General features: G+C 51.0%; 15 protein-coding genes. All 15 read right to left on the reverse strand.

Annotated features, from left to right (window positions below):
• Positions 1 to 719: 719 nt before the first annotated feature.
• The 15 genes from EYB31_RS00005 to EYB31_RS00075 all read right to left on the reverse strand — a co-directional run bounded on the left by EYB31_RS00005 (position 720) and on the right by EYB31_RS00075 (position 22,191).
• Positions 720 to 3,965 carry an alpha-mannosidase gene (locus EYB31_RS00005; protein ID WP_131011279.1) on the reverse strand — a complete coding sequence of 1,082 codons (3,246 nt, stop codon included), beginning with the start codon at positions 3,963 to 3,965 and terminating at the stop codon, positions 720 to 722.
• Positions 3,966 to 4,286: 321 nt separating this feature from the next.
• A complete protein-coding gene (locus tag EYB31_RS00010; RefSeq protein ID WP_131011218.1) occupies positions 4,287 to 4,466 on the reverse strand; it encodes a hypothetical protein in 180 nt (59 codons plus the stop codon).
• Positions 4,451 to 5,500 carry a LacI family DNA-binding transcriptional regulator gene (locus EYB31_RS00015; RefSeq protein ID WP_240761969.1) on the reverse strand — a complete coding sequence of 350 codons (1,050 nt, stop codon included), beginning with the start codon at positions 5,498 to 5,500 and terminating at the stop codon, positions 4,451 to 4,453. The genes EYB31_RS00010 and EYB31_RS00015 overlap by 16 nt, the downstream gene beginning before the upstream one ends.
• A 312-nt stretch (positions 5,501 to 5,812) precedes the next feature.
• Positions 5,813 to 7,189 carry a sulfatase family protein gene (locus tag EYB31_RS00020; RefSeq protein ID WP_131011220.1) on the reverse strand — a complete coding sequence of 459 codons (1,377 nt, stop codon included), beginning with the start codon at positions 7,187 to 7,189 and terminating at the stop codon, positions 5,813 to 5,815.
• 15 nt (positions 7,190 to 7,204) lie between these two features.
• Positions 7,205 to 8,620, reverse strand: coding sequence for a sulfatase family protein (locus EYB31_RS00025; protein WP_131011221.1), 1,416 nt, complete (start codon positions 8,618 to 8,620; stop codon positions 7,205 to 7,207).
• A 13-nt stretch (positions 8,621 to 8,633) separates the two neighbouring features.
• Entirely contained in the window at positions 8,634 to 9,743 is a 1,110-nt protein-coding gene (locus EYB31_RS00030; protein ID WP_131011222.1) for an alcohol dehydrogenase catalytic domain-containing protein, read from the reverse strand.
• Between the two features lie 79 nt (positions 9,744 to 9,822).
• A complete protein-coding gene (locus tag EYB31_RS00035; protein ID WP_131011223.1) occupies positions 9,823 to 11,211 on the reverse strand; it encodes a sulfatase family protein in 1,389 nt (462 codons plus the stop codon).
• Between the two features lie 30 nt (positions 11,212 to 11,241).
• Positions 11,242 to 12,168, reverse strand: coding sequence for an ABC transporter permease (locus EYB31_RS00040; protein ID WP_131011224.1), 927 nt, complete (start codon positions 12,166 to 12,168; stop codon positions 11,242 to 11,244).
• Between the two features lie 33 nt (positions 12,169 to 12,201).
• Entirely contained in the window at positions 12,202 to 14,469 is a 2,268-nt protein-coding gene (locus tag EYB31_RS00045; protein ID WP_131011225.1) for a helix-turn-helix domain-containing protein, read from the reverse strand.
• Positions 14,470 to 14,483: 14 nt separating this feature from the next.
• Positions 14,484 to 16,031 carry an extracellular solute-binding protein gene (locus EYB31_RS00050; protein WP_165452114.1) on the reverse strand — a complete coding sequence of 516 codons (1,548 nt, stop codon included), beginning with the start codon at positions 16,029 to 16,031 and terminating at the stop codon, positions 14,484 to 14,486.
• A 16-nt stretch (positions 16,032 to 16,047) separates the two neighbouring features.
• Complete coding sequence (locus EYB31_RS00055) at positions 16,048 to 16,875, reverse strand: carbohydrate ABC transporter permease (protein ID WP_240761970.1); 828 nt, start codon at positions 16,873 to 16,875, stop codon at positions 16,048 to 16,050.
• A 557-nt stretch (positions 16,876 to 17,432) separates the two neighbouring features.
• Positions 17,433 to 18,827: a sulfatase family protein gene (locus EYB31_RS00060; RefSeq protein ID WP_131011228.1), complete on the reverse strand. Its 1,395-nt coding sequence runs from the start codon at positions 18,825 to 18,827 to the stop codon at positions 17,433 to 17,435.
• Between the two features lie 31 nt (positions 18,828 to 18,858).
• Positions 18,859 to 20,340, reverse strand: a complete 1,482-nt coding sequence (locus EYB31_RS00065) for a sulfatase family protein (RefSeq protein WP_165452115.1) — start codon at positions 20,338 to 20,340, stop codon at positions 18,859 to 18,861.
• Positions 20,341 to 20,468: 128 nt separating this feature from the next.
• The gene (locus EYB31_RS00070; RefSeq protein ID WP_240761975.1) at positions 20,469 to 21,332 is read right to left on the reverse strand and encodes a carbohydrate ABC transporter permease; all 864 of its coding nucleotides are present in this window, start codon (positions 21,330 to 21,332) and stop codon (positions 20,469 to 20,471) included.
• 16 nt (positions 21,333 to 21,348) lie between these two features.
• Positions 21,349 to 22,191 carry an ABC transporter permease gene (locus EYB31_RS00075; protein ID WP_131011281.1) on the reverse strand — a complete coding sequence of 281 codons (843 nt, stop codon included), beginning with the start codon at positions 22,189 to 22,191 and terminating at the stop codon, positions 21,349 to 21,351.
• Positions 22,192 to 22,332 lie beyond the last annotated feature (141 nt).

Genomic DNA, 22,332 nt, shown 5'->3' on the forward strand with positions numbered 1-22,332 from the left:
CAGCAAGCATAAGGCCAAAAAGGGTGAAATATTTCTACCTCCCTACCTTGAAAACCTGTAAACCATACTCAATAGAGCCCAGAATAGAGAAAGGATGCCCTAACAGGCAAGATTAATCGACAGTCTCATCAGCGCAGCTATATATACCAAATCTGAGGTATGCTCAATGGGACGGACACCAGCGCTCTTATTTGGCCTACCATCGCGGTTTCCCCGACTTTTTTGGGCAAATAAGGTCGTGCCTGTCCGTTAAAAATGATAACCTCGATTTTTTAGCCAAATAGCGGCGCGCCTGTCCGTTAGCGTTAGAGCATGACGTTCGCACGCATAAGGCCAACTATAGCGACGAGGATGTCCGTTTCAGGCAGCTAGCCAAAGGTCAATTTTCATCAAGTTGAATCGAAATCGCTTCATTTGCTGCATTCAAGCATGTTATGGTTCCGGTTTACTCCATAAACCCGATATGATGGCGCTAATGCAGCCAATACGCGATCTGAATAGCGGCCATTTATCGCTAACCTGACTGGGTGGACGTGGCGATCAGTGAGCAGTGTGCAACAAACGGCGAACTGCCCACTGCGGAATGCTAACTGCGGATCGCTGATTGCAAACTGCAAGCGGCAAGCAGCGGACTGCGGGCAGCAAGCGGCAAACAGCGACAAGGCCTGCTTCCATCGAGGAAACAGGCCTTGCCTTTGTTTCATTCAAACATTAAACCCTTATTGCATACGCACCAGCAGCGTCTTGATTTCGAATGGCTTGACGTACAGCCGGATCACACCGCCCGCCTGTTCTTCGCCTTCCGGCCGCTCCATCAGGTTGGCTTCCTGCCAGCCGGCGATGGTCATATCGCTTGTCACCTCAACGAAGCCGCGCTTGCCGGCAAATTCGTGAAAACGCAGCACGACAAGCTGCGGATCGTCTTCCGCCAGCTTGACCGCGTCCACGTGAACATGATCCCGGCAGAAGCGAAATAATGAACCGCAACCGGCCAGGTCGCCATACCCGTCTCCCCGGCAAACAAGCGGAGCGTTCAAATCCCACGCCTCCTGCACGGTGCCGCCTTCGACGACATCGCCATTGTGCGGAAACAAAGCGTACGTAAACTCATGCAAACCTTGATCAGCCGTAGGGTCCGGCACCATGGCGGATTTAATGAGCGTCAGGCGCATCCGGTTGTCCTTGATGTCGTAACCGTATTTGCAGTCGTTCAGCAAACTTACGCCGTATCCGCGCTCGGACAAATCGGCCCACTGGTGACCGACAACTTCAAAACGCGCATAATCCCAGCTCGTATTCCAATGAGTCGGCCGTTTCACGCTGCCGAACTGAATATCGTACGTCGCTTCCGTGGACCGGACATCCACAGTGAAAGCAGCCTTCAGCAGCTTGCGGCGCTCCTGCCAATCAATCCGCGTGCGGAAATCGATCCGCGCGGAATGCGCATAGACGATTAGCTCCTGCTGCAGCTTGGAATCGCCGTATGACCACTGAAAGCGGACAACAGCCCGCAGCGGGCCGGACTCGATTAGCTCCACGGAAACAAGGCGCTGCACTTCCTCCATCTTCTCCGTGTAAAACAAATCAATTTCCCACGCTTCGTGCCGGCCCTTCGGCTTATCTTCAAACACCTGCAGCACGTTGCCCCGCTCGCCTGCAGCAAGCATCTCCCGTTGCTCCCTTTTATCATAGATGCGGGTAAGCTGCCCGGCTTCGTTCCATTCCAGCTTATAAAAAGGCGTATCGAGACCTGACGGTTCCCAGCCGAACGGCTGTGTCGCGGCGACGCCCTCTGCTTTAGCTGCATGTGCCAATAGTACCGGCGGCTCCGTTAACGGATGAAGCTCAGTTGCCCCGGATGCAGCTGCAGAATTCCAGCATATCATTTCAACGCTCAGCGGCTGCGCTTCCGGAATTCGCACCAAGCAGCCCGCTTCCGTCCATTGACTCTCCAGTGTCCGGCCTTGCGAATCAGTCCATTGCCCCGCCTGTTCGGGGAAATCCCTCACAAGCGCCAGACCCGATCGCGTCCAGCCGCTGCTGTTCCAGATGACCGCCTGCTGCGATTTGATCTGCCCAACTGTTGCCCCCGCATCCTCAGAATTCGGACACCCGGCCACGGCATCACCAGCCGCTGCGCTCCTGGCCTCCAACAGCAGCCGCTCGGCCTCCGCATACTCAAGCCGGGAATCCTCATACACCTCATGGATCGATGAGCCGGGAATGATGTCATGGAACTGGTTGCGCAGAATGATTTTCCACGCTTGGTCGAGCTTGTTCTTATCATACACGGCCCCGCTATCTTTGCGCGCCAGCACCGCCAGTACGCCGATCCATTCCGTTTCGCGGGCAAGCAGCTCCAGCTTGCGGTTCATCCGCTTGTTGTACGCCTGGCTCGTATACGTTCCGCGGTGCAGCTCCAAATACAGCTCGCCGTCCCATGTATGCACATACGACTTGCTCTCAGCCACCGTCTGATGAAGCTTGGCAAAATAGTCGTCCGCTCTTCCTGTCGTGACATGCGGTACTCCGGGCAGCTCGCTTAACCTGCGGCGCAGCTCCAGCATCTCCCGGTTCACCCCGCCGCCGCCGTCGCCATAACCATAGCTGAGCAGCAGTTCGCGGTTGACCGGTTTATCGCGGTAGCCCTCCCATATGCCGGTGACCGATGCCGCCGTAATATCTCCGTTATATGTATAATACCACCCGTCCGACTTATCCGGCGTCGTAATAAAATGGGTCAAAATTTCCGTGCCGTCAATTCCCCTCCAGCGGAACGTATCGTGTGGCATCCGGTTGTATTGGTTCCAGCTGATTTTTGTCGTCATAAACGTATCGATGCCCGACTTGCGCAATATTTGCGGCAGCGCCCAGCTGTAGCCAAACACATCCGGCAGCCACAGATAAGTGCACTCCACCCCAAACTCCTCCCGGAAAAAACGGGTCCCATACAGCAGCTGCCGCACAAGCGATTCACCCGAGGTCAGATTGCAATCGGCCTCCAGCCACATGCCGCCGCCCGCTTCCCAGCGGCCTTCCCGAACGCGTTCCTTGATCTGCTCGTACAGCTCCGGATAGTCTTGCCGAATGTAGTCGTACAACTGCGGCATCGTTTGCAGAAATACATAGTCGGGAAACAACTCCATCAAACGCAGCACCGTCGAAAAAGAACGGGCCGCCTTTTCCCGCGTATGCTTCAATCGCCACAGCCACGCCACGTCGATATGGGTATGGCCGATCGCACGTACGATCACGCCGTGCTGCTTCGGCATCTGCTCCAGCTCGGCCCGCAGAACGCTGCGTGCTTCTTCGATAGATGCATAAAACGCCGCCGATCCGGGACGCGACCAATCGAGCTGCAAAAATGCCTGATCCACCGTTGCCAGCAGCTGATGCCGCTCTACCGACTGCTCTTCCAGCACCTGCACGACATCAAGCGCCGCTTTGGCCGTGTAATACAGATCGTCCGCCGCCTCATCCAGCCAGCACAGTTCGGCCATATTCAGCTGATGATCCATTATGGCGCCGGGCGAATAACCGCCCATTCCCGACCATAAGCGGAAAACAAGCTCGACTCGGGTTCCAGCCGACGCCTGCGGCAGAAACACCTCCTGATGGTTCGTATCCACGCCTTGATACGGCTGCCCATCCACGTACAGCAGCGATTCGAATCCGGAATTGTTGCCGCCGCCGGTTCGTCCGAAGTCAAATCGGCCCACAATACGCCGCTCATGCCAAGCCGCGGGAATCTCGACCTCTTGTCTCAGCCAAACGTACCGGTCGCGGCCAACCCACCTATCGCCAATCCGCATCTCGCGCCATTCACCATCGGATGAAGGACATTCTCCGATATTCCCCGCTTCGTCCTCCTTGGCAGCAAAACCCGTAATAGCCACGGAATCCCGGTAACGAAACGGCCCCAGTTCCTTCACCCTTGCAAGCAGCTTCTCCATCGTCCAAAACATTGCAATCATCCTCTCTCGATATATGTAAATTGGTTATGTAGACAACATCGATTCGCATAACTTAAGCGGGCCGGTTAAGCTGATAGTCAAACACAGTCTCTCGATATAACACGTGTTATAAGAAAAGCTTCGGATCGAAGCCCTTTCAATGAAGTACATTCGTATCTTAGCGGAAGCTTTTCTTGCGAGCAGAATGTTTAATTCGCGCTTTAGCGCTTTAATATAGTTAAACCTTCCTTACTCTTAACAAAAACTACGATCGAAGTCCTTCAAGGATGAGCGACCGCAATTTTGCAGAAGTTTATTCCCTTTCCGATTACCCTAGCAAGCGGGATGCGCGACCGCCCAAAAGGCGGACGCTGCGATTGGCTTTTTGACGTAATTTTTGCGAACCTCATCATCCATTGCTTTGGTGAATACGAAACCGGCTTTTCCTTGACCGCTCTTACCTTCGTATCCATCCGACACTTCTTCTTGGCCCGCTCTTACCTTCGTATCCATCCGACGCTTTCCCTTACCGCAAGCTCGGCCGGCACCACAATGTCCTCATGGGCGTCCAGCGGGCGGCGGCCTTCCACATATTCCGCCAGTCTTTCCACGGCCAATCTCCCCATTTCGCGATACGGCACCTCCACGGCGGTCAGGGATGGGTATACATGCTGGTTGACGCGATCCGTATTATCTCCCGCCATAATGTGAACGTCTTCCCCTACCGTGTATCCCAGCTTAAATGCGGCACGGCTGATGGAAACCGCCGCCCGCGACCAATTGGTAAAAACCGCGCATGGCTTCCCCTCGTTCATCTTGAACTTTAGCCATTCCAGCCACTTCGGCTCCGCCTGCCGCCATAACTTATCCGGCACCTCCGTAACCGCAGGCTGCCAGCCCTTCTCAAGCATCCACTCTTCGTATGCTTTTCTGCGTTCTATGTCGCCGAACCCAAGCGGAACTCCGACATTCATCTCCACATACAGCGGAACAAGCCCGGTGCGCTCCCACATAAAATCAAGCGCCCGCCGCGCGGCTTCCCGGTAGTCCATCAATACGGAAGCTATCCGTGGCTCGTCCGGATACCCTTCGACGGAAACATACGGCATCGCTTTGCTCTGCACAAGCCGGACCCAGTCATCACGGTCCCACTGCGGCCGGTCAAAAGCGACAACGCCGTCGATCCGCCGCTGCATATACAGCTCGATCAACTCTTCCCGCTGATCCTGCGGCGGGTTTCCCGACCCGTACAAAAGCACATGGTACCCTTTATGGCTGCAAGTTTCCTGCATCCCCTCCAGCACCTGCAGGAACAGCGGGTTCGAGACATTGCCGAATGCAGCCAAACATTGGCTGCGTCCTGTCTTCATCCCCCGGGCCTGTGCATCCACCTGATAACCCAGCTCACGGATCGCCTCCAGCACGGCTTTCCGCTTCTCCGCGCTGACCCCGATCCCCGGCGTATCGTTAAGCACGGCGGATACAACGCTGCGCGAGACGCCCGCCTTGCGGGCTACGTCAAAGCTCGTCACCCTCTTGTTGGCCACGCGCATACACCTCTTTTTGCCATGATTATAACACGTGTTATATCGATTCGTCAGCACCTCGCCGCAAAAAAATTAGCTGATCTGTGCTCGCATGTCCGATCGTTCAGGAAAACGATTACGTCCCCTCTATCTGTCAAAATAACAAAAGCTTCTGATCAAAGTAATTTCGATGAAGTACATTCGTGTCTTAGCGGAAGTTTATTTTTGTGATAAAGCATTTGTTTCAGCTTCGCCGAAAACATATACATTCTTTATCGTTTAAAAAGACCGCCAAAACCTTATTCATTCATAAGGATGATGGCGGTCAACAATTTACATAAATGCTTCTTCTTGGGTCACGGATCGAAACTTCAAGGTCAATCCTTCGGCTTGACGTTCAGGCGCGCGGATGATTTCCGGAGCCGGTTCTCCCGCCTCTGTCATCCGTTTCACAAGCCTTTCGCCCATGACACGTGCAACCTCCTGATAGGGCTTTAAACCGATCAAGTTGGTCAATTCGTGAGGGTCGGCCTCTAAATCGTATAAAAACTGTTCCGAATATTGGCTGGCCCCTGCATGCTCGTAACCGTCATGATCCACTGCGGCAACACTATACTTCCAGCGTTTTGTCCGAACGGCGCGCCCGACCTGCGACTCGCTGATCTGGATGAAGATGTCCTCCGGCCACTCTTCGTTTGATCCTTGCAGGAGGGGCAGCAACGATCGTCCCTGCATGTTGTCGGGAACGGGAATGCCTGCGGCGTCAAGTAATGTAGGCGGCAGGTCGATCAGGCTGACAAGCTCGTTTACCCAGCCTTTGCCTTGGAATCCAGGCCCTTGGATAGCCGTAGGCACCCGTATCGAGCTTTCGTGGCATGATCGTTTATACTCGTCGTTTCGCGTTTTAAAGTGACAGGCGTGATCGGAGGTAAATAACACAACGGTGTTATCCAGCAGGTTTAGGCTTCTTAACGAATCCAGCAGCCGCCCAAGCGCCTCGTCCAATCTTTTGACCATGCCGTAATATCCCCCCAGATGCTGGGCACTGCTTCCTCCCAACGCTTGCAAATCCGGCGGCGTCCAGCGGCCCTCATACCGTTTGCGGGTTCCATGCGGAGGCGGATAATCGTCAATGTGATTTTGGTGGTGCGGCTCCAAATACGAAAGAAACAAGAAAAACGGATTGTCTTGGTGCTGATCCACATAACGGATTGCCGCATCGGTGAGGGCGTCGACCCGGTATCCCGGCAGCTTGACCTGCTCGCCATTGTTGTCATAAACGATTGTATGATACGAGTCCGAGCAAAGCTCAAGCGAATTAGCACCTAACCAGTATTGATACCCTCCTCTTTCGGCTTCGGTTACCGCGTTGCTGCCTGCGCTCGCAAGATGCCATTTGCCAATATACCCTGTGTGATAACCCGCATCGTTGAAATAATGGGCCAATGTTTTCGTGCCTGCCGGCAAGGGAATTTTGTTTTTGAAGCAGCCCGAGACGGTCGGATACAGTCCCGTTTGCAAAACCGATCTAGCCGGCCCGCAAACCGGCTGGCAAGTAAATGAATAACTAACATTGGTCCCGCGATAAGCCATTTCGTCAAAATTAGGGGTGAGATCCAATGGATTCCCGTGTACACCGGTTGTATCCCAACGCTGCTGGTCGGTGAAAAATACGATGACATTGGGGCTTTTTGCATTTTTTTTACTCATTTACAGACCTCCTTTTCAGTCGTTCCAATTGCCCCACTGGCCTTTCTGCGGCTGGCCGGCCGGCGGCATTACAGGGCGGTAAGCCCACGGATCACACATCCGCTGCTGCCAAGAGGAGAGTTCCGCCGCCAATCTCTGAATATGCCCTGCAAAACGCGGGTCCCCCGACAGATCGCTGATTTCCGCAGGATCCTCCTTAATATTGAACAACTGGATACGATCGGAGCCGTAATTGTGCTCTTCCGGGCGATAGTAGCGAATGAGTTTCCATTCGCCGTCGCATACCATACGCTGCAGATCCTTGTAAACCGCAAATACGGAATCATGAATACCGCTTTTTTCGCCTTGAATGAGAGGCAGAAGACTTTGGCCGTCTACGGTCGCCGGAATCGGAATTCCCGCCAAATCGCAAAGGGTAGGGAAAATATCGAACTGACAGGTAACCTGATCAATCCGAACGTTTTGCGGGAGCCCGGGTCCGCTCATCAGCAGCGGGATGCGGATACTGTGGTCATACAGATTTTGCTTACCCATCAAACCGTGTTGTCCCAGCGCCAATCCATGATCCGCGGTATAGACGATAATCGTATTGTCCAGCTCGCCTTTTACCCGCAGCGCCTCCAAGATTTGCCCTATACGGTCATCCATGTGAGTAATCATTGCATAATAATCGGCGATGTGCCGGCGCACCGAATCCGGGTCACGGGGAAACGGCTCCAGCAATTCGTCCCGTACCGTCATTTCCCCATTATCAAACGGATGTTTCTCCATAAAGTTTGCCGGGAGCTCGATGTCGGCCGGATCATATTTCTCCGTGAACTCCTGTGGCGCCGTTCTCGGATCATGCGGTGAGGTAAACGCCACATATAGAAAAAACGGCTGATCCCTGTCGTAGTCTTCGATAAACTTCACGGCGGCATCCGCAAACAGATCGGTGGAGAACGACTGCCCCATGTACTTCGTTTCTTTACGATACTCACCGCTTGGATCGAAATCGTACACAGGCACCTGCAGATGATCGCTCATACCGCCGAAAAATATTTTTGCCCCGTCGCAGAAGCTTCGGATAAAGCTTTGTCTGTCGTTATGCCATTTGCCGGTTGCAAATGTATAGTACCCGGATTCCCGCATCACTTGAGGCATGATTGCACACTCCGGATTGATCGTCATCAATCCCGGCCATTGGTTCAAATGCCGGTCCGCCGAAGCGTTAAGAGTGTGCGCGCCCGTATGAATGCAAGCGCGGCTCGGTACGCAAACGGCCGGTGTAATGCCGCCGGTTATGTACGTTGTTCCGAAGCATACTCCTCGTTCGGAGAGCCGATCGAGCACCGGAGTCATGATTTGGTTGTTGCCGCCTGCATGGATCGTATCAAAACGCTGATCGTCCGCAACCAAAAATAAAATGTTGGGTTTTCGGTCCGTTGTCATGTTGATCTACCCCCTATACATGTGATGAATGCCAATCAAACGACAACACCGTTTTTTTCCATCCGCGGTGGGCAGCCGTCTCCTCCATCGCTTTTGTGAAATCCTCGGCTCCTTTAATCTCATGGTAATGATCGGGCAGCAGCCGGGACAATGTCTCTTGAAACTCCTTGCTCCGCATCGCTTTGACGACAGGGATATAATCGGCAGAGGAACTTCGGCTGCTGCCGGTCATCGTGATCCCCTTCTCTAGTACATCCCTTGTGTTTATTGGCACTCTGTCCTCGGTTACTCCCATCAGAATCAATTTACCGCCTGGTGATAAAATATCGATACACTGATTGATCGCACTTTCGGAAAACTTGCCGCCGGTACATTCTACTGCAATATCAAAGGTTTGCCCTTTATCGAAATCATAGTGCTGTACGAGAGCGGTTTGCGCAAATTTGAAATTGTCCAGTTTTTCTGGAATGGCTCCAAATACAAGCAGTTTATCCCGACTTACTCCAAAGACATGATAGAGCACAGCGGCCGTTAAATATCCGACGGGTCCGTCTCCAAAAACCGCCACTTTCGCATTCTTTAGATTAGACGCCTCCCGTCCTAAAGCCTGATACGATACCGAACATAGCTCGGCGAGGACGGCAATCTCGTCCGGAACATCATCAGGCACTTTAATCAGGCAATCGGCAGGCACTACAATACGGCTCTGTGCAATTCCGTCCGTGCCGCTTCCTAGAAATCTGCCACGCTCACAGTAATTGTCTCCTTTGCCCGATCGGCATGAGGCGCAGCATTCCTCAGGCCGGATCCCTTCCAATGCATGGCCCGGCCAATTCGGCACGATGATGACGCGCTCTCCGGCATGAAATCGTTCGGTTCGACTTTCCGCCACTCTTCCGATCCCTTCGTGAATCAATGCCATAGGAAGCTTACGGGCGAGCGCTTCCGGTCTGCGCTGACCTGTGAAATAACGCAGATCAGCGTGACAAATACTTCCGATGGTTGGTTCGACGACAATATGGTGCTCCGGCATCTCATGGTTCAGCCAAACTTCATTTACCTGTCCTGGCTGCAACAAACGCAAAGCCCGTGACTGTACGATAACTGGATTAGATACATTCATGACTAGCAATTCCTCCTATTCAAAATAACGTTATTTCCCGTGGAAATTCCCCCGCCGCCGTTTGACGCCAATGGATCTCTCATTCCGGGTACGTCCAATTGATGGTATGATCCCGAAGTTCGGTAATTTCAACCCTTCGGTCGACTGCGCTGACACGAGCCGGCGATGGGACGATGGCAGGTTTGCTCTCACCGGCATCTTCCATTCTCTGAAGGAGTGTTTCCCTCAGCTGCTCCGTGACCTGCCGGTACCATTCGACTCCGATCAAATTGTTTAATTCATACGGATCGGCATGCAGATCGTACAAAAATTCTTCCTCATATACGTCGGAGCCCGAGTGAAGCCAGCCGCTCCGCTCTTTGGCTGTTACACTATATTTCCAGCGGTCGGTACGAATGGCACGCGCCACTTTATCCTCACTGATCTGAACAAACACCTCATTAGCCCAATCGGAGCCGGTTTTCCGGCATAACGGAAGTATCGATTTTCCCTGCATGTGCTCGGGAACCGGGATTCCTGCAGCATCAAGCAAGGTCGGGGGCAAATCCATCAGACTGACCAGCTTGTGGATACGCCCTCCTCCATCGAATCCCGGGCCTTGAAAAACGGTAGGCACCCGAATGGAGCTGTCGTGGCAGGAACGTTTGTATTCCGCATTGCGGGTTTTAAAATGGTTGCCATGGTCCGAGGTAAACAATACAACCGTATATTCAAGCAGCTTCAAGCTTCTCAGCGAATCCAACAGCCGGCCGAAGGCTTCGTCAAGCTTTCTGACCATGCCGTAATATCCGGGCAAATGCTGCGCCGCACTGCCGCCTAAAGCCGCCAAGTCCGGGGGCATCCATGTTCCTGCGGCCGTACAGTCGTACCCTAGAGGAGCAGGATAATTGTCAAGGTGATTTTGATGATGCGGCTCCAAGTAAGAAACAAACAAGAAAAACGGATCCTTTTGATTTTGATCAATAAATCGGATGGCTGCGTCGGTTACCGCATCCACTCTGTAACCCGGCAGCTTCACCGCTTTATTCTCATTGTTGTACATGATCGTGTCGTAAGCATCGGAAGAGTATTCGAGCACATTGGACGCCAGCCAATACTCGTATCCGCCCCGCTCATTTTCGGGAACCGGATCCTGACTGGCCAGATGCCATTTGCCGATATATCCTGTGCGGAAACCATACTCACGGAAATAATGAGCCAGCGTTTTGCTATTTTCCGGCAGCGGGATTCCGTTTCTATAACACCCCGTCTGTGTCGCATACATTCCGGTTTGCAGACAAGACCGCGCCGGGCCGCACACAGGCTGACAGGTGAAGGAATTGTAAACATGGGTGCCGTTCTGCGCCATTTGGTCAAAATTCGGGGTCAATCCGTGAGGGTTTCCATGCACCCCGGTAGTGTCCCACCTCATCTGATCGGTAAAAAAAACGATAACATTGGGTTTTTCCTTGACATTTTCCAGATTCATTCGTTTTGGATTCCTCCGCAAGTTTATTTTTTACCAAAGACCTTGGCCGCTTAATCTGCGCGCAAGCCAATTCGTAAACAGGAGCATGAGCAAGCCGACAACGGATTTAAATAAACCCGCGGCGGCGGCTATGGAGAATCTTCCCAAGGTGAGCCCCACGCGGTACACATACGTATCGAGAATGTCGGCGACATTATAAACCAATGGGTGATACAGAATGAACACTTGATCGAAACCGGCATTAAGCAAATGACCGGCCTTCAAAATCATAAGCAGAATGATCGTTCCGCTGATCGACGGCAGTGTAATGTAACGAACCTGCTGAAATCTGGAGGCCCCATCGATTTTGGCCGCTTCGTACAGTTCCGGGTTAATGCCGGTGATGGCGGCTAAATAAATAACGGTCCCCCATCCGACCTCTTTCCATATTTCAGACCAAACGAGCAAGCTGCGAAATTGATCCGGCTCCATTAATGGCGAGCTTTTACTTCCAAATAAAGTAAATATCCCTGTGTTCGGCGAAAGCAGGGTAAACATAAGTCCGCCGAGAACAACCCATGATACAAAATGTGGGAAATAAACCACCGTCTGAACCACTCTTTTGAATAAGGTGCTTGTCACTTCGTTAAGCAGCAAAGCCAGCACAATGGGGGCGGGGAAACCAAAGATCAGCTTATAAAAACTGATCAGTATGGTGTTGCGTAAAGCTACCCAAAAATCCGGAGCCGCAAACAACAAATGAAACCATTTTAATCCCGCCCACTCGCTCCCGATGATGCCTTGGGATAACTTGAAATCCTTGAAAGCGATGATAATCCCGGCCATAGGCACATAATGAAACAAAATAAAATACAACAGTCCCGGCGCGATCAATAAATAATAATATTTATAAAATTTCCAGTTGCTGCGGTTCTTGCTTGCTTTTTTGATTGGTAATTCTGCTGTTTGACTGTACATGGCATTACCCCTCACTTCAATCTCCTGCCAAAGCTAGAGATGTTTCCGATACTCACCGGGGGTGACCCCTTCGTATTTTTTAAAACATCTTATAAAGCTGTGAACTTCCGTAAAGCCGACCATACTGCCGATTTCTTTCAACGAATACCGAGTGCCGTCCTTGAGCAATTCAATGCTTTTCTCCACCCGGTACTTAGCCAAATAATCAATTAACGATCTCCCGGTCTGCTGCTTAAAGATGCGGCTTAAATAGCTGCTGCTTAATCCGACGTATTCGGAAATGTCCGTAAGCGCAAAATTTTCCCGGAAATGCATTTCCACAAATTGAATCGCCTGAGAAATGTACAAATTTGTACTTTTCTTATCGCTCTGGGATTCCAGATCATTGATCATCGTTTGCAGGTAGCTCTGCATAAAGTGTTCAAGCTCCGCCATACTGTTACACTCATTTACTTTAAGCACACCTTCGCTGTTCAAAAAGTCGGCTTCAAACCCTTCTTGCATCAGATCGTGGATTAAGGTGCTTACCAATATGATGACCATCCCGTGAATCTGTTCCCGGGAGTACTTCGTATTGGAAATGTATAATTGAAACAAATCACCCAAGATATCCTTTGTTTTCTCGCGGTCAACCGATTTGATGCTGTGCAGCAAAGCCTTCTCGATATGGAGCGGGTACTCCAGCCTTTCGTCATGATCCCGGATATCCTGCATAAATACGATCTCAGCGTGATTCAGCGCCTTGTAACGTGTCAGCTTCTTCGCCTGCAAATACGAGTTGTGGATCTCGTCAAGGGAACCGCAAGTATGGCCGCATGAAAAGGTCAGCGTCATATTATGCACCCACTGAACCTGTTCATTGATATTTTTACAGCAGCCCTGCAACGTTTTTCTTAAAGGATCGTCAATCGTTTCCCGTTCAAGATTAATCACAAAGCCGAATCGGTCGTCATCAAGCAGCGTCCCGCACAAGTTAAAATGCTCCTTGAGCACATTTTCGGCTAAGCTAAACGCGTATAACTTCATCTTGCCGGAATCCGGCGCTTCCGCTTCATCCTGTAAACCCGAGGAAATCAGCAAGACCATATAATACGGCAGCGGCAAATCAATCCCCATTTGAGCAAGACGGTCAAAATGTATGGAATTATTCGACAGATTATTGTTCAAGAGGTCATAGATCAACCGATGGCGGATTAATGGTTCATTTTGATCCATCATGCTTTTAATGGTCTGGTTTTCGTTTTGCAGGTTTGCGATGACATTATTTACGAAATCAAAAGCATCGATTCCCCTTTGCTGGGAATGGCTCCGGTTCATTGTGCCGTATTTGGCCAAAATCCGTTTCCAAGGACTGTACATGATCACAGAAAACAAGCAGGAAAATGCCAGCCCGATAATAACGATCAGTATGACGGCTTTGATAATTGAAAATAGCTTTTCGTTGACTTTTTGTTCAAAAAAACTCATCGGCAGCAGCTTCAAAATGACCCACGGTTGGTTTGTCACTTTCAAATAGCTGACAAAATACTTTTCCCCGCCAAGCTTCAACATTTCCGTTTCCCGGCCTTGATCCCACTTGCCTTCCGTTAGCATCTTGGTTACAGGAGCGGTAAGCCCGCTATTTTTGTTATTAAAAAGCAAGCTTCGGCTGTTTGTGTCGACAATGAAAATTTCATTGTATTCATCATTAATCAGCTTGCGCAGCGCTTCAAAAAACTCTTCCTTGCTCGCGTTGATTACCATACTGCCCAATACGTCTTTCCTTACCGAGGGCAAATTTCGGGTAAATGAAATGACCTCAATCGGGGGAGCGTTCAGACGGTCCCTCATCGTCCTTATCTCAATCAAATCGTCATTTGTTTTGCTGGCCTTCTCAATAATTTCTCTATCGTAGAAATCAGCCAGACGGTACAATCCTTCATTAGTGGCAAGCACCTTGTTGTTTAACTTAAAATAAATATACCCCGAATAAACTAACCGGCTTGCCGATATTTGGGTCCTAAAGCTTTCGTTTAATTCCGAGAAATCATAAATACTCGCCTTAAACGGGTCAAAAAGAATGGAATTCAGGTTCGACATAAATGACAGCTGCAATGTTAAGCTATCCACTTTCCCCACAAGCATTTCAACCTTCTGCTCCAGGTTCTGCATACTGATATGAACCGATCTCTCGTTCTCGTCGCGCAGCTCACTCGAATAGTTGTTGAAATAGATAGCGCTTATAACCAAAGTAGGCAGCATGATCGTGAATATATAGGACAGCAGCAGCTTTTTAAACAATTTATGGCGAACCAGATTCATTCAGTGGCCCTCTTTTATTTTTTAGTTTTATTCCATTCCGCGTTCACTTGATCTTCGATGATCTTTCCGCCTTGCTGGTAATATTTCTGAACAAACTCATCCCATTTATCGATGGAGTAAGTCCCGCTTATGATTTTACTGTAGTATTCCGCCCACAATTTGCCCAAATCCGGATAATCAAATTGCGCCGGTACCGTTTTCCAGAAGCTGTTTCTGACCAAGTTTTTGTTCGCGCTCTCCAATGCGACAATCGTCTCGTCCGCCGTCCAGCGGCGATCGACCACCTGAAGGAACCGTACCGGATTGGAGTACCCTTGCTCATATAACTCCGAATAAGATTTGACGTTTTGGGAAATCCGGTTTTTCGCCTTATCGTACGTATAATGCTGATTTTCTTTTCCGTACGTGACGAGGTAAAAACCACCGTCCGGTTTATCCGATACCGACCAGTTGATCAGCTTCATCAAAGCTTCGGGATTTTTGAATTTGGCGGAGACCGCTCTAATATCATTATAAGCGGGAGGATTCTCCGGCCAGCCGGAAAGCCCTTTCGCACCCGTCGGAGGCGTAAGGAAGTTAAATTTCGCTGTTGGCGTCACTTTTCTGAGCGAGTTGCCAAGCGGCTGCTTTGGATCCACGTCCATAGTGAGCCCTTCGAAAACCCCTACTTTGGAGTTGATGATTTTCTCCTCAAGCTGTTTTCTCTCGGTCACCAGCGATTCAGGGTCGATAATTCCTTCTTTATACCATTTCTGAAGCAGGGTTAAAGCTTCCTTCGTTTCCGGCAGCACCATTCCTTGCTTCAACTGTCCATTCCTTTCATGCCAAAACGAAGGAATGACCCCAAATGCGCCGAAAATAGCCCCAAAATTCGGATCCATATTGTTTGGCTTGATCCCGCCTAAACCGTAGGTATCGTTAGCTTGATTTTTGTCGGGATCGTTTTTGGTGAATGCAACCAGAACGTCGTGTAATTCGTCTAATGTTTTTGGCGGTTTAAGGCCGAGATTATCCAGCCAATCCTGACGGATAATAAAAGTTCCCGTGTTGGGACCGTTAAACGGCTCAGGGCGATAACCAACCGGAAGCGCATACAATTTCCCTTTGTATTTTAACGCTTCTAAATCCTTCGGATCAAACAGACTCATGGCGTTGGGCGCTTGTTTAATTAAATCGTCGAGAGGAGCAATCAATCCTTCGTCGGCAAAACGGCTCATCGTTGGAATATCCAGGTTGAAATAGTCGGGAAGTTCTCCCGATGCGGCAAGCAGATTCAATTTGGTGAAATAATCCGGGCCTGTTGCCAAGGATACGTCAAAGTCGATCCCTTTCAGACCTGCGGCCTCTAATGACTTTAAAATTTCTTGCCGGCCGACTCCCCCTCCCTTAGGGTATTCCGGGGCGGGATAGTTCCTGAACATCTTTATAGTAACGCTTTCATTTTGTTTTGTGGAAGAGGGGGCCGCGCTTTCGTTGTTCGTTTGCTGCGAGCACGCAATGAGACCGGTTGTTGAAAGCAGAGCAGCCGTTGACAGCGTTACCCCTTTAACTACTTTATTCATAGGAATCATCTCCTTCTTACGATTTAATGGAACCGATCATAACCCCTTTAACAAAATATCTTTGCAAAAAAGGATACACACATAAAATGGGAAGCGTGGCCAGCACAACTGTCGCGGCAATGGCCGATTCGGTGGATGTATTGGTCAGTTGTCCGCTCATTTTAGCTGCTTCCTGACCTTTAATGACATCCCATAACATTAAGGATAATGTATACTTCGACTTGTCATTTAAGTAAATCAGTGCCGAGAAAAAGTTGTTCCACCTTGAAACCGCTTCCCAAAGTGCTATCGTTGCAAGCACCGGCGTCGATAACGGCAAGATGATCGTAAAGAAAATGCGTATCGGGTTCGCTCCGTCCATCATCGCCGACTCTTCAAGTTCTGCAGGCAGTGCTGCAAAAAAACTGCGCATAATGAGCACGTTGTATGCGGATATGGCACCAGGAATAATTAACGCTGACAAGGAATTGATCATTCCCAGCTGTTTAATCAGCAAATACGTGGGAATAATTCCTCCTCCGAACAACATGGTGAACAAGATCACGAAGGACATCACGTGATTCCCCGGCAAACCCCGCTTTACTAACGGATAAGCTGTCATTGCCGTTAACAGCAAACTTAACAAAGTGCCCGCTGCGGTTATGATCACCGTATTTTGATAAGCTACCCAAAGAAATTGCGACTTCAGAATGTCCATATAAGCCGATAACGTAAATTCTTTAGGCCATATGAACAGCCCCCCGCGCATGGATTCTTCCATTGAGCTTAAGGAAAGTGAAACCTCATGCCATAAAGGGTACAAGGTGGCCACCGAAAATATCGATAAGATCATGATGTTGCTCACATCAAAAAGTTGACTGCCCGCGCTTTTTTTTATTGCATACATACATTTCCTCGCTTTCAAGCTTTATAAGTCGTTTGCGGCCGCAATTAAAATTATTGGATATCCAGCTTGAAAAGGGAAGAAACAAATCACGTAAAAACTGTATAGATTCGATCATTCAAGATTTTGTTCATAAATGACAAATAATGTTCAGTCTCAAAACGTTAATGCGTCCTATTCATTCGCCGCGGCGCCAGTGGTGGGGTTCGACCGACCGCCGCTCAGCGCAACGCGCGTCTGGGATTCGCGCGCGTTGGGAAATTTCGCAACTTAAGCAAATCCGTTCCCTCGAAAGGCCGTGTGCAGATACGTTCACTCTTTATACATGATTGTATCATGAACAACTTCCGATGCTACATAAGCTGATCCAAAGATCTTCCCGGAAAAGCAGCGTGTTTACGTATTCTTCAGCTCGCGTGCTGCTTCGATCGCCGGCTTTCCGAAACAACAAAAAGCAAGGACCGCTTTTTTCAAGCCAGTCCTTGCTTATTCATAAACTCAATGTTTTCGGATCGGTTTTAATAAGGCCATACTCTCGGCAGCGGTGCTTCGTTGCGGATAACCGCCGAGAGCAGCTGCCCCCGCAGTTCCTTCACCACATCGCCGTAATCCGCATGCTCCGCTACATCGGCATATTGCATCGGGTCTTCCTTCAAATGAAAAAGCGCTTCCCGGCCATCGGCTTCGCGTAAATACCGGTAATCCCGCGTTCGGATCGTTTTCCAGCCAGTGGCCTCCATCAACGCATACCCTTTGCCGGTAAACTCATCGCCTTGAAGCAGCGGCTTAAACGATTGCCCCTGCACTTCCGAAGGAACGGGAATGCCGGCGCACTCCAGCAAGGTCGGCACGACGTCAACCGCTTCAACGATGGTCGCGGTTGTTCCCGCCTGCTTGGCCCCCTGCGGCCAGCGGACGATCAGCGGCACCCTGCTGACGCAGTCCTCACCCGGATACCCTTTGCCGTATCGCAGATGCTCGCCCAAATATTCGCCGTGATCGGAGCTGAACACCACAATCGTGTCCTGCTCCAGTCCGAGTTCTTGCAGCTTCCGCATCAGCTTGCCCACATAATCGTCGACTTCGCTGATCATCGCGTAGTAGCCATGTTTGACCGACCTCAGCTCCTCGTCGGAGAAATGAGTCTCGGAACGCCGTTCATCCAGATGCGGCGGATAGGCCGGTACAGAAAGCTGATCCGGATCGTACATGTCCAGAAACTTTTGCGGAGCCACCCATGGCGCATGAGGCGAATAAAATCCGGCGATGCACAGCCAGCTGTCCTTTGCATGTTTCTCGATAAACGCCATCGTCTGTTCGGCGACAAACGCCGAATGCGTAAATTCGTCTTTGCCGCGAAACGCTTCGGCGCGTCTCGGCTCCCGCTCGGGATGCGGGATACCGTCGCGAACCTTCATCGTGTCGTACCATACCTGTGCTGCCGGAGGCAGGCCCAGACTGGCATATTCCAGCTGCGACGGATCTTTTGCCCTGATCCACGCCCGGTAGGCATCCTCGTAGCTGCCGGGCTCGTCGGAAATTTCCAAGTGAGCGAACCCGTAATCGGGATGAACGCTGCGGTGATCCCGGTTGGCATGCGGCAGAAAATGCAGCTTGCCGATGTTGCCGCACACGTAGCCGTAATTGTTCAGCATCCGCGGCAAGGTCACCGTATCCTGGGGCACAGGAACACCCATATGCGTAATGCGCAGCGCCGACGGATACCGTCCGCTGAGAAAGCTGATGCGGCTTGGCATACAGACCGGGTTTTGTACAAAATGATGGTCGAAGTTCACTCCCTCCGCCGCCAGCCGGTCCAAATTCGGAGTTTGAATCTCACTGTTGCCGTTTGCGCCAAGCGCGTCCCAACGCTGCTGATCGGTATAAATAATGAGGATATTGGGCCTTTTCAATGTCCATTCCGCCCTTCCGGATCGCTATATGTTATGGCTCCCGCGTTAACGCCTCGTTCATTTTCTCCCTCACCCAGCCGGCAAAAGCAGGCACCTGCGCTCCAGCGGAGGGGACATTCGGCGCTTCAAGCAGCTTGGCGTCTTCGTAGAGAAATACCGGCGCCGGCGCGTCAAATAAGATCATCTGATGCAGCGCGGCTTTGTGCTCGGCGATCATGTCCCGATAAGCCTCGTCGGCGTACAGATTGGTCATCTCAAGCGGATCACGCTGCAAATCAAAAAACAACGATTTCGCATCGTCTTTGCACAAAATCAGCTTATGCGAGCGGGAACGCACCATATATTGCTCGCCTTTGGCATTTTCCGAAAACACGTAGCGGCGGCCCGCAAGCGGAGCGGTCAAATCCACTCCCGTCATATCCGGTCCCGGCTGTTCGCCCGCTACGGCGGCCAATGTCGCCGTGACATCGATGCCGCTGGTCAGCTCGGCGCAGCGTTCGCCCGCCGCGGACATCCCGGGGTACTTGACGATCAGCGGCACTCTGACCAGCGGATCGTACATATAGTTTTGCTTCAGCAGCAAATGGTGGAAACCCAAATATTCGCCGTGATCGCTGGTATATAAAATCAGCGTATTGTCGTATAAGCCTTTGTGCTTCAGCAGCTCCACAATGTTCCCGATGTAATGGTCGATATGGGAAATCGTCGCGTAATAATAACTCATGCACAGTCTCAGCTGCTGCTCCGTCAACTGCTCATGCGGGAAAAATCCCGTATGTTTCTCCAAATCCCGCGGCAGGCAGCTTTCCGTCCAGCCCGGCAGCAGCTTCAGCGCGTCAGGATCGTACATCTCGCTCCACGAAGCGGGCGGATCAAACGGATGGTGCGGTTTGACGAAACTCAAAAACAGCAGATTTCCTCCGTCTCCCCACTTGTCGATTTCCGCCAGCCCTCTCCTGCCGATCCATGCGGTCGAATGATGCTCCTCCGGCAGGTCGGAGACCATCGCCCCGCGAGAATCCCAGTAATGCTCCGGCGCCTGCTGCCGGTATTCATTTACCTGATCGAGCAAATCAACATAATCGATCAAACCCAGGTTTTGCAAGTAGCGGTGATAATCGTCCTCGTAGCGGCCGTCGCCGTTTTGCTCGACCAGCTCCATGCGGTCGAAACCGACATCCTGATACGTTGGCGTCAGATGCATCTTCCCTATAGCCGCTGTTGTGTACCCGGCACGTTTGAGCGTTTTGGGATAGGTGCCCAGCTCCGGCTGGATCGTACAGCGGTTCGTCCACCCTAAATGCTGGTGGGGATGCAGACCCGTCAGCGTGGAATAACGCGACGGGGTGCAGACCGGCGCATTGCAGAAGTGGCTTTCATATACCACTCCATCAGCAGCCAATTGGTCCAAATGCGGCGTGCGGATATCGGTATTGCCGTACGCGCCCAAGCAGTCCGCACGATGCTGATCCGCCATAATAAACAAAATATTAGGTAACCGCTTTTCGCTCACGGATCAAACACTCCCTTCTGAAAGTAAGTTCGACTCACTGGTCACGCAAATTCCAACACTCATTAGCTTTGTAACTCAGGCTTATTGGCCTGTAAGTCCAGCTACTCCACAACGCAGCTCGGCCCTCCTTACCCTTTCACCGAACCGATCATCGCGCCTTTGACAAAATGCTTCTGCAGGAAAGGGTAAATAATCAGGATCGGCAGCGTCGACATCATGACCGTGGCGTATTTCAGCGAATCCTCCGCCATGATGTAATTGTCCGTTACCGCTCCTTCGCTTCCGGTCAGCTGGCCGGCAAGCACGATTTCGCGCAGCATAACCTGCAGCGGGAACAAATCGGCGTTGCGCAAATAAATGAGCGGGCCCATATAGTTGTTCCAAATCTGCACGGCATAAAACAAGCCAATAGTGGCAAATACCGCCTTCGACAACGGCACTACAATTTTAACAAAAATACCCACATCGCTTAAACCGTCAAGTTTGCCCGATTCCTCCAGCTCCTTGGGTATATTGCTGAAGAACGTTCTCATAATAATCAGGTTCCAGGTGGCGATAGCCCCCGGCAGCACCATCGCCCACATCGTATTGACAAGACCAAGCTGCTTGACGACCAGGAATGTCGGGATCATCCCGCCTTGAATAAACATCGTGACGATGATCAGAAACATAAACGTCTTGGCAAACACCATCGTTTTTTTGGACAACGCATAAGCGCCCATCGAAGTAATGACCAGCGAAATACACGTGCCTAGAGTTACGTAGATCAGCGTATTTTTGTAACCGTTAAATATACGCCCGTCCTTGACCACATAATCGTACATCTCCAGGTTAATTCCCTTAGGCCACACCGAGATTTCCCCTTTGAGCACATGCGCCTGGTCACTAACCGATACGATCAGCATGTAATAAAACGGATACAGCGTCACTGCCACCACAAGAACCATCAGCAGCAAATTCAGCCCGTCAAACCATGTCAGCTTTCTCACAATGTACCGGCCTCCCCTTCTACCATAAGCTGTTTTCTCCGACTTTCCGGCTGATATAGTTGGCGGTGGCGACAAAAATAAAGCTGATGACTCCCGTGAACAGATCGATGGCCGTGGCGTAGCTGTAGTTGCCCTGAATCAAGCCGACCCGGTACACGTAAGTCGAAATGATGTCCGCCGTTTCATAAGTGACCGGACTGTACAGCAAGAACACTTTCTCAAAGCCAATCTCCAGCACTCTGCCGATGTCCAGCAGCAAAATAATGACAATCGCCGGGGCGATGCCGGGCAACGTCACATGCAGCGTTTGCCGCCAGCGGCTCGCTCCATCCATCTTGGCCGCCTCGTACAGCTGCGGGTCAATGGCCGTCAATGCGGCCAAATAAATAATCGTGCCCCAGCCCGCATGCTGCCAAATTTCCGAGATGACATAAATCGGCCGGAACAAGCCGGGCTCCATCATAAAGTTCACCGGGGCAAATCCCCACGCCTTGATCACCTGGTTGACGACGCCACCCGTCGGGGACAGAAACATGACGACCATCCCCGCGACAACGACATTGGAAATAAAATGCGGCAAATAACTGACGGTTTGCACAAACCGCTTCAGCACTTCTTTTCTGATCTCATTGATCAGCAGCGCAAGAATAATCGGAGCTGGGAAACCAAACAGAAGCTTGTAAAACCCCAGCAGAAACGTATTGCGCATCAGCTTGAGGAAGTCGGGGTTCTCCATAAACATGTTGAAATATTTAAGCCCGACCCATTCGCTCATCCATACGCCTCTGAATAAATTGTAATTCTGAAACGAAATGACAATGCCAAACAAGGGCAAATATTTGAAAATAAAGTAATACAGCATACACGGCAGAACAAGCAGCAGCAGGTATTTATCCCTGCGGATTTTACGAATAAGCAAGCGGGCAGCGGACAATTCCTTGCCCGCCACCACCGGGAGGCTGCGTTTTTGTGACGCTCTGGCTGGTCTTACATTCAATGCGAT

It is taken from the genome of Paenibacillus thalictri (genome assembly GCF_004307995.1).
Lineage (GTDB): Bacteria > Bacillota > Bacilli > Paenibacillales > NBRC-103111 > Paenibacillus_AF > Paenibacillus_AF thalictri.

What these genes read in the sequence shown, in the direction of transcription:
- EYB31_RS00005 (WP_131011279.1), bottom strand. Translation starts at nt 3,965, where the DNA reads ATGTTTTGGACGATGGAGAAGCTGCTTGCAAGGGTGAAGGAACTGGGG.
- EYB31_RS00010 (WP_131011218.1), bottom strand. Translation starts at nt 4,466, where the DNA reads ATGGATACGAAGGTAAGAGCGGGCCAAGAAGAAGTGTCGGATGGATAC.
- EYB31_RS00020 (WP_131011220.1), bottom strand. Translation starts at nt 7,189, where the DNA reads ATGAGTAAAAAAAATGCAAAAAGCCCCAATGTCATCGTATTTTTCACC.
- EYB31_RS00025 (WP_131011221.1), bottom strand. Translation starts at nt 8,620, where the DNA reads ATGACAACGGACCGAAAACCCAACATTTTATTTTTGGTTGCGGACGAT.
- EYB31_RS00030 (WP_131011222.1), bottom strand. Translation starts at nt 9,743, where the DNA reads ATGAATGTATCTAATCCAGTTATCGTACAGTCACGGGCTTTGCGTTTG.
- EYB31_RS00035 (WP_131011223.1), bottom strand. Translation starts at nt 11,211, where the DNA reads ATGAATCTGGAAAATGTCAAGGAAAAACCCAATGTTATCGTTTTTTTT.
- EYB31_RS00040 (WP_131011224.1), bottom strand. Translation starts at nt 12,168, where the DNA reads ATGTACAGTCAAACAGCAGAATTACCAATCAAAAAAGCAAGCAAGAAC.
- EYB31_RS00045 (WP_131011225.1), bottom strand. Translation starts at nt 14,469, where the DNA reads ATGAATCTGGTTCGCCATAAATTGTTTAAAAAGCTGCTGCTGTCCTAT.
- EYB31_RS00050 (WP_165452114.1), bottom strand. Translation starts at nt 16,031, where the DNA reads ATGAATAAAGTAGTTAAAGGGGTAACGCTGTCAACGGCTGCTCTGCTT.
- EYB31_RS00075 (WP_131011281.1), bottom strand. Translation starts at nt 22,191, where the DNA reads ATGCTGTATTACTTTATTTTCAAATATTTGCCCTTGTTTGGCATTGTC.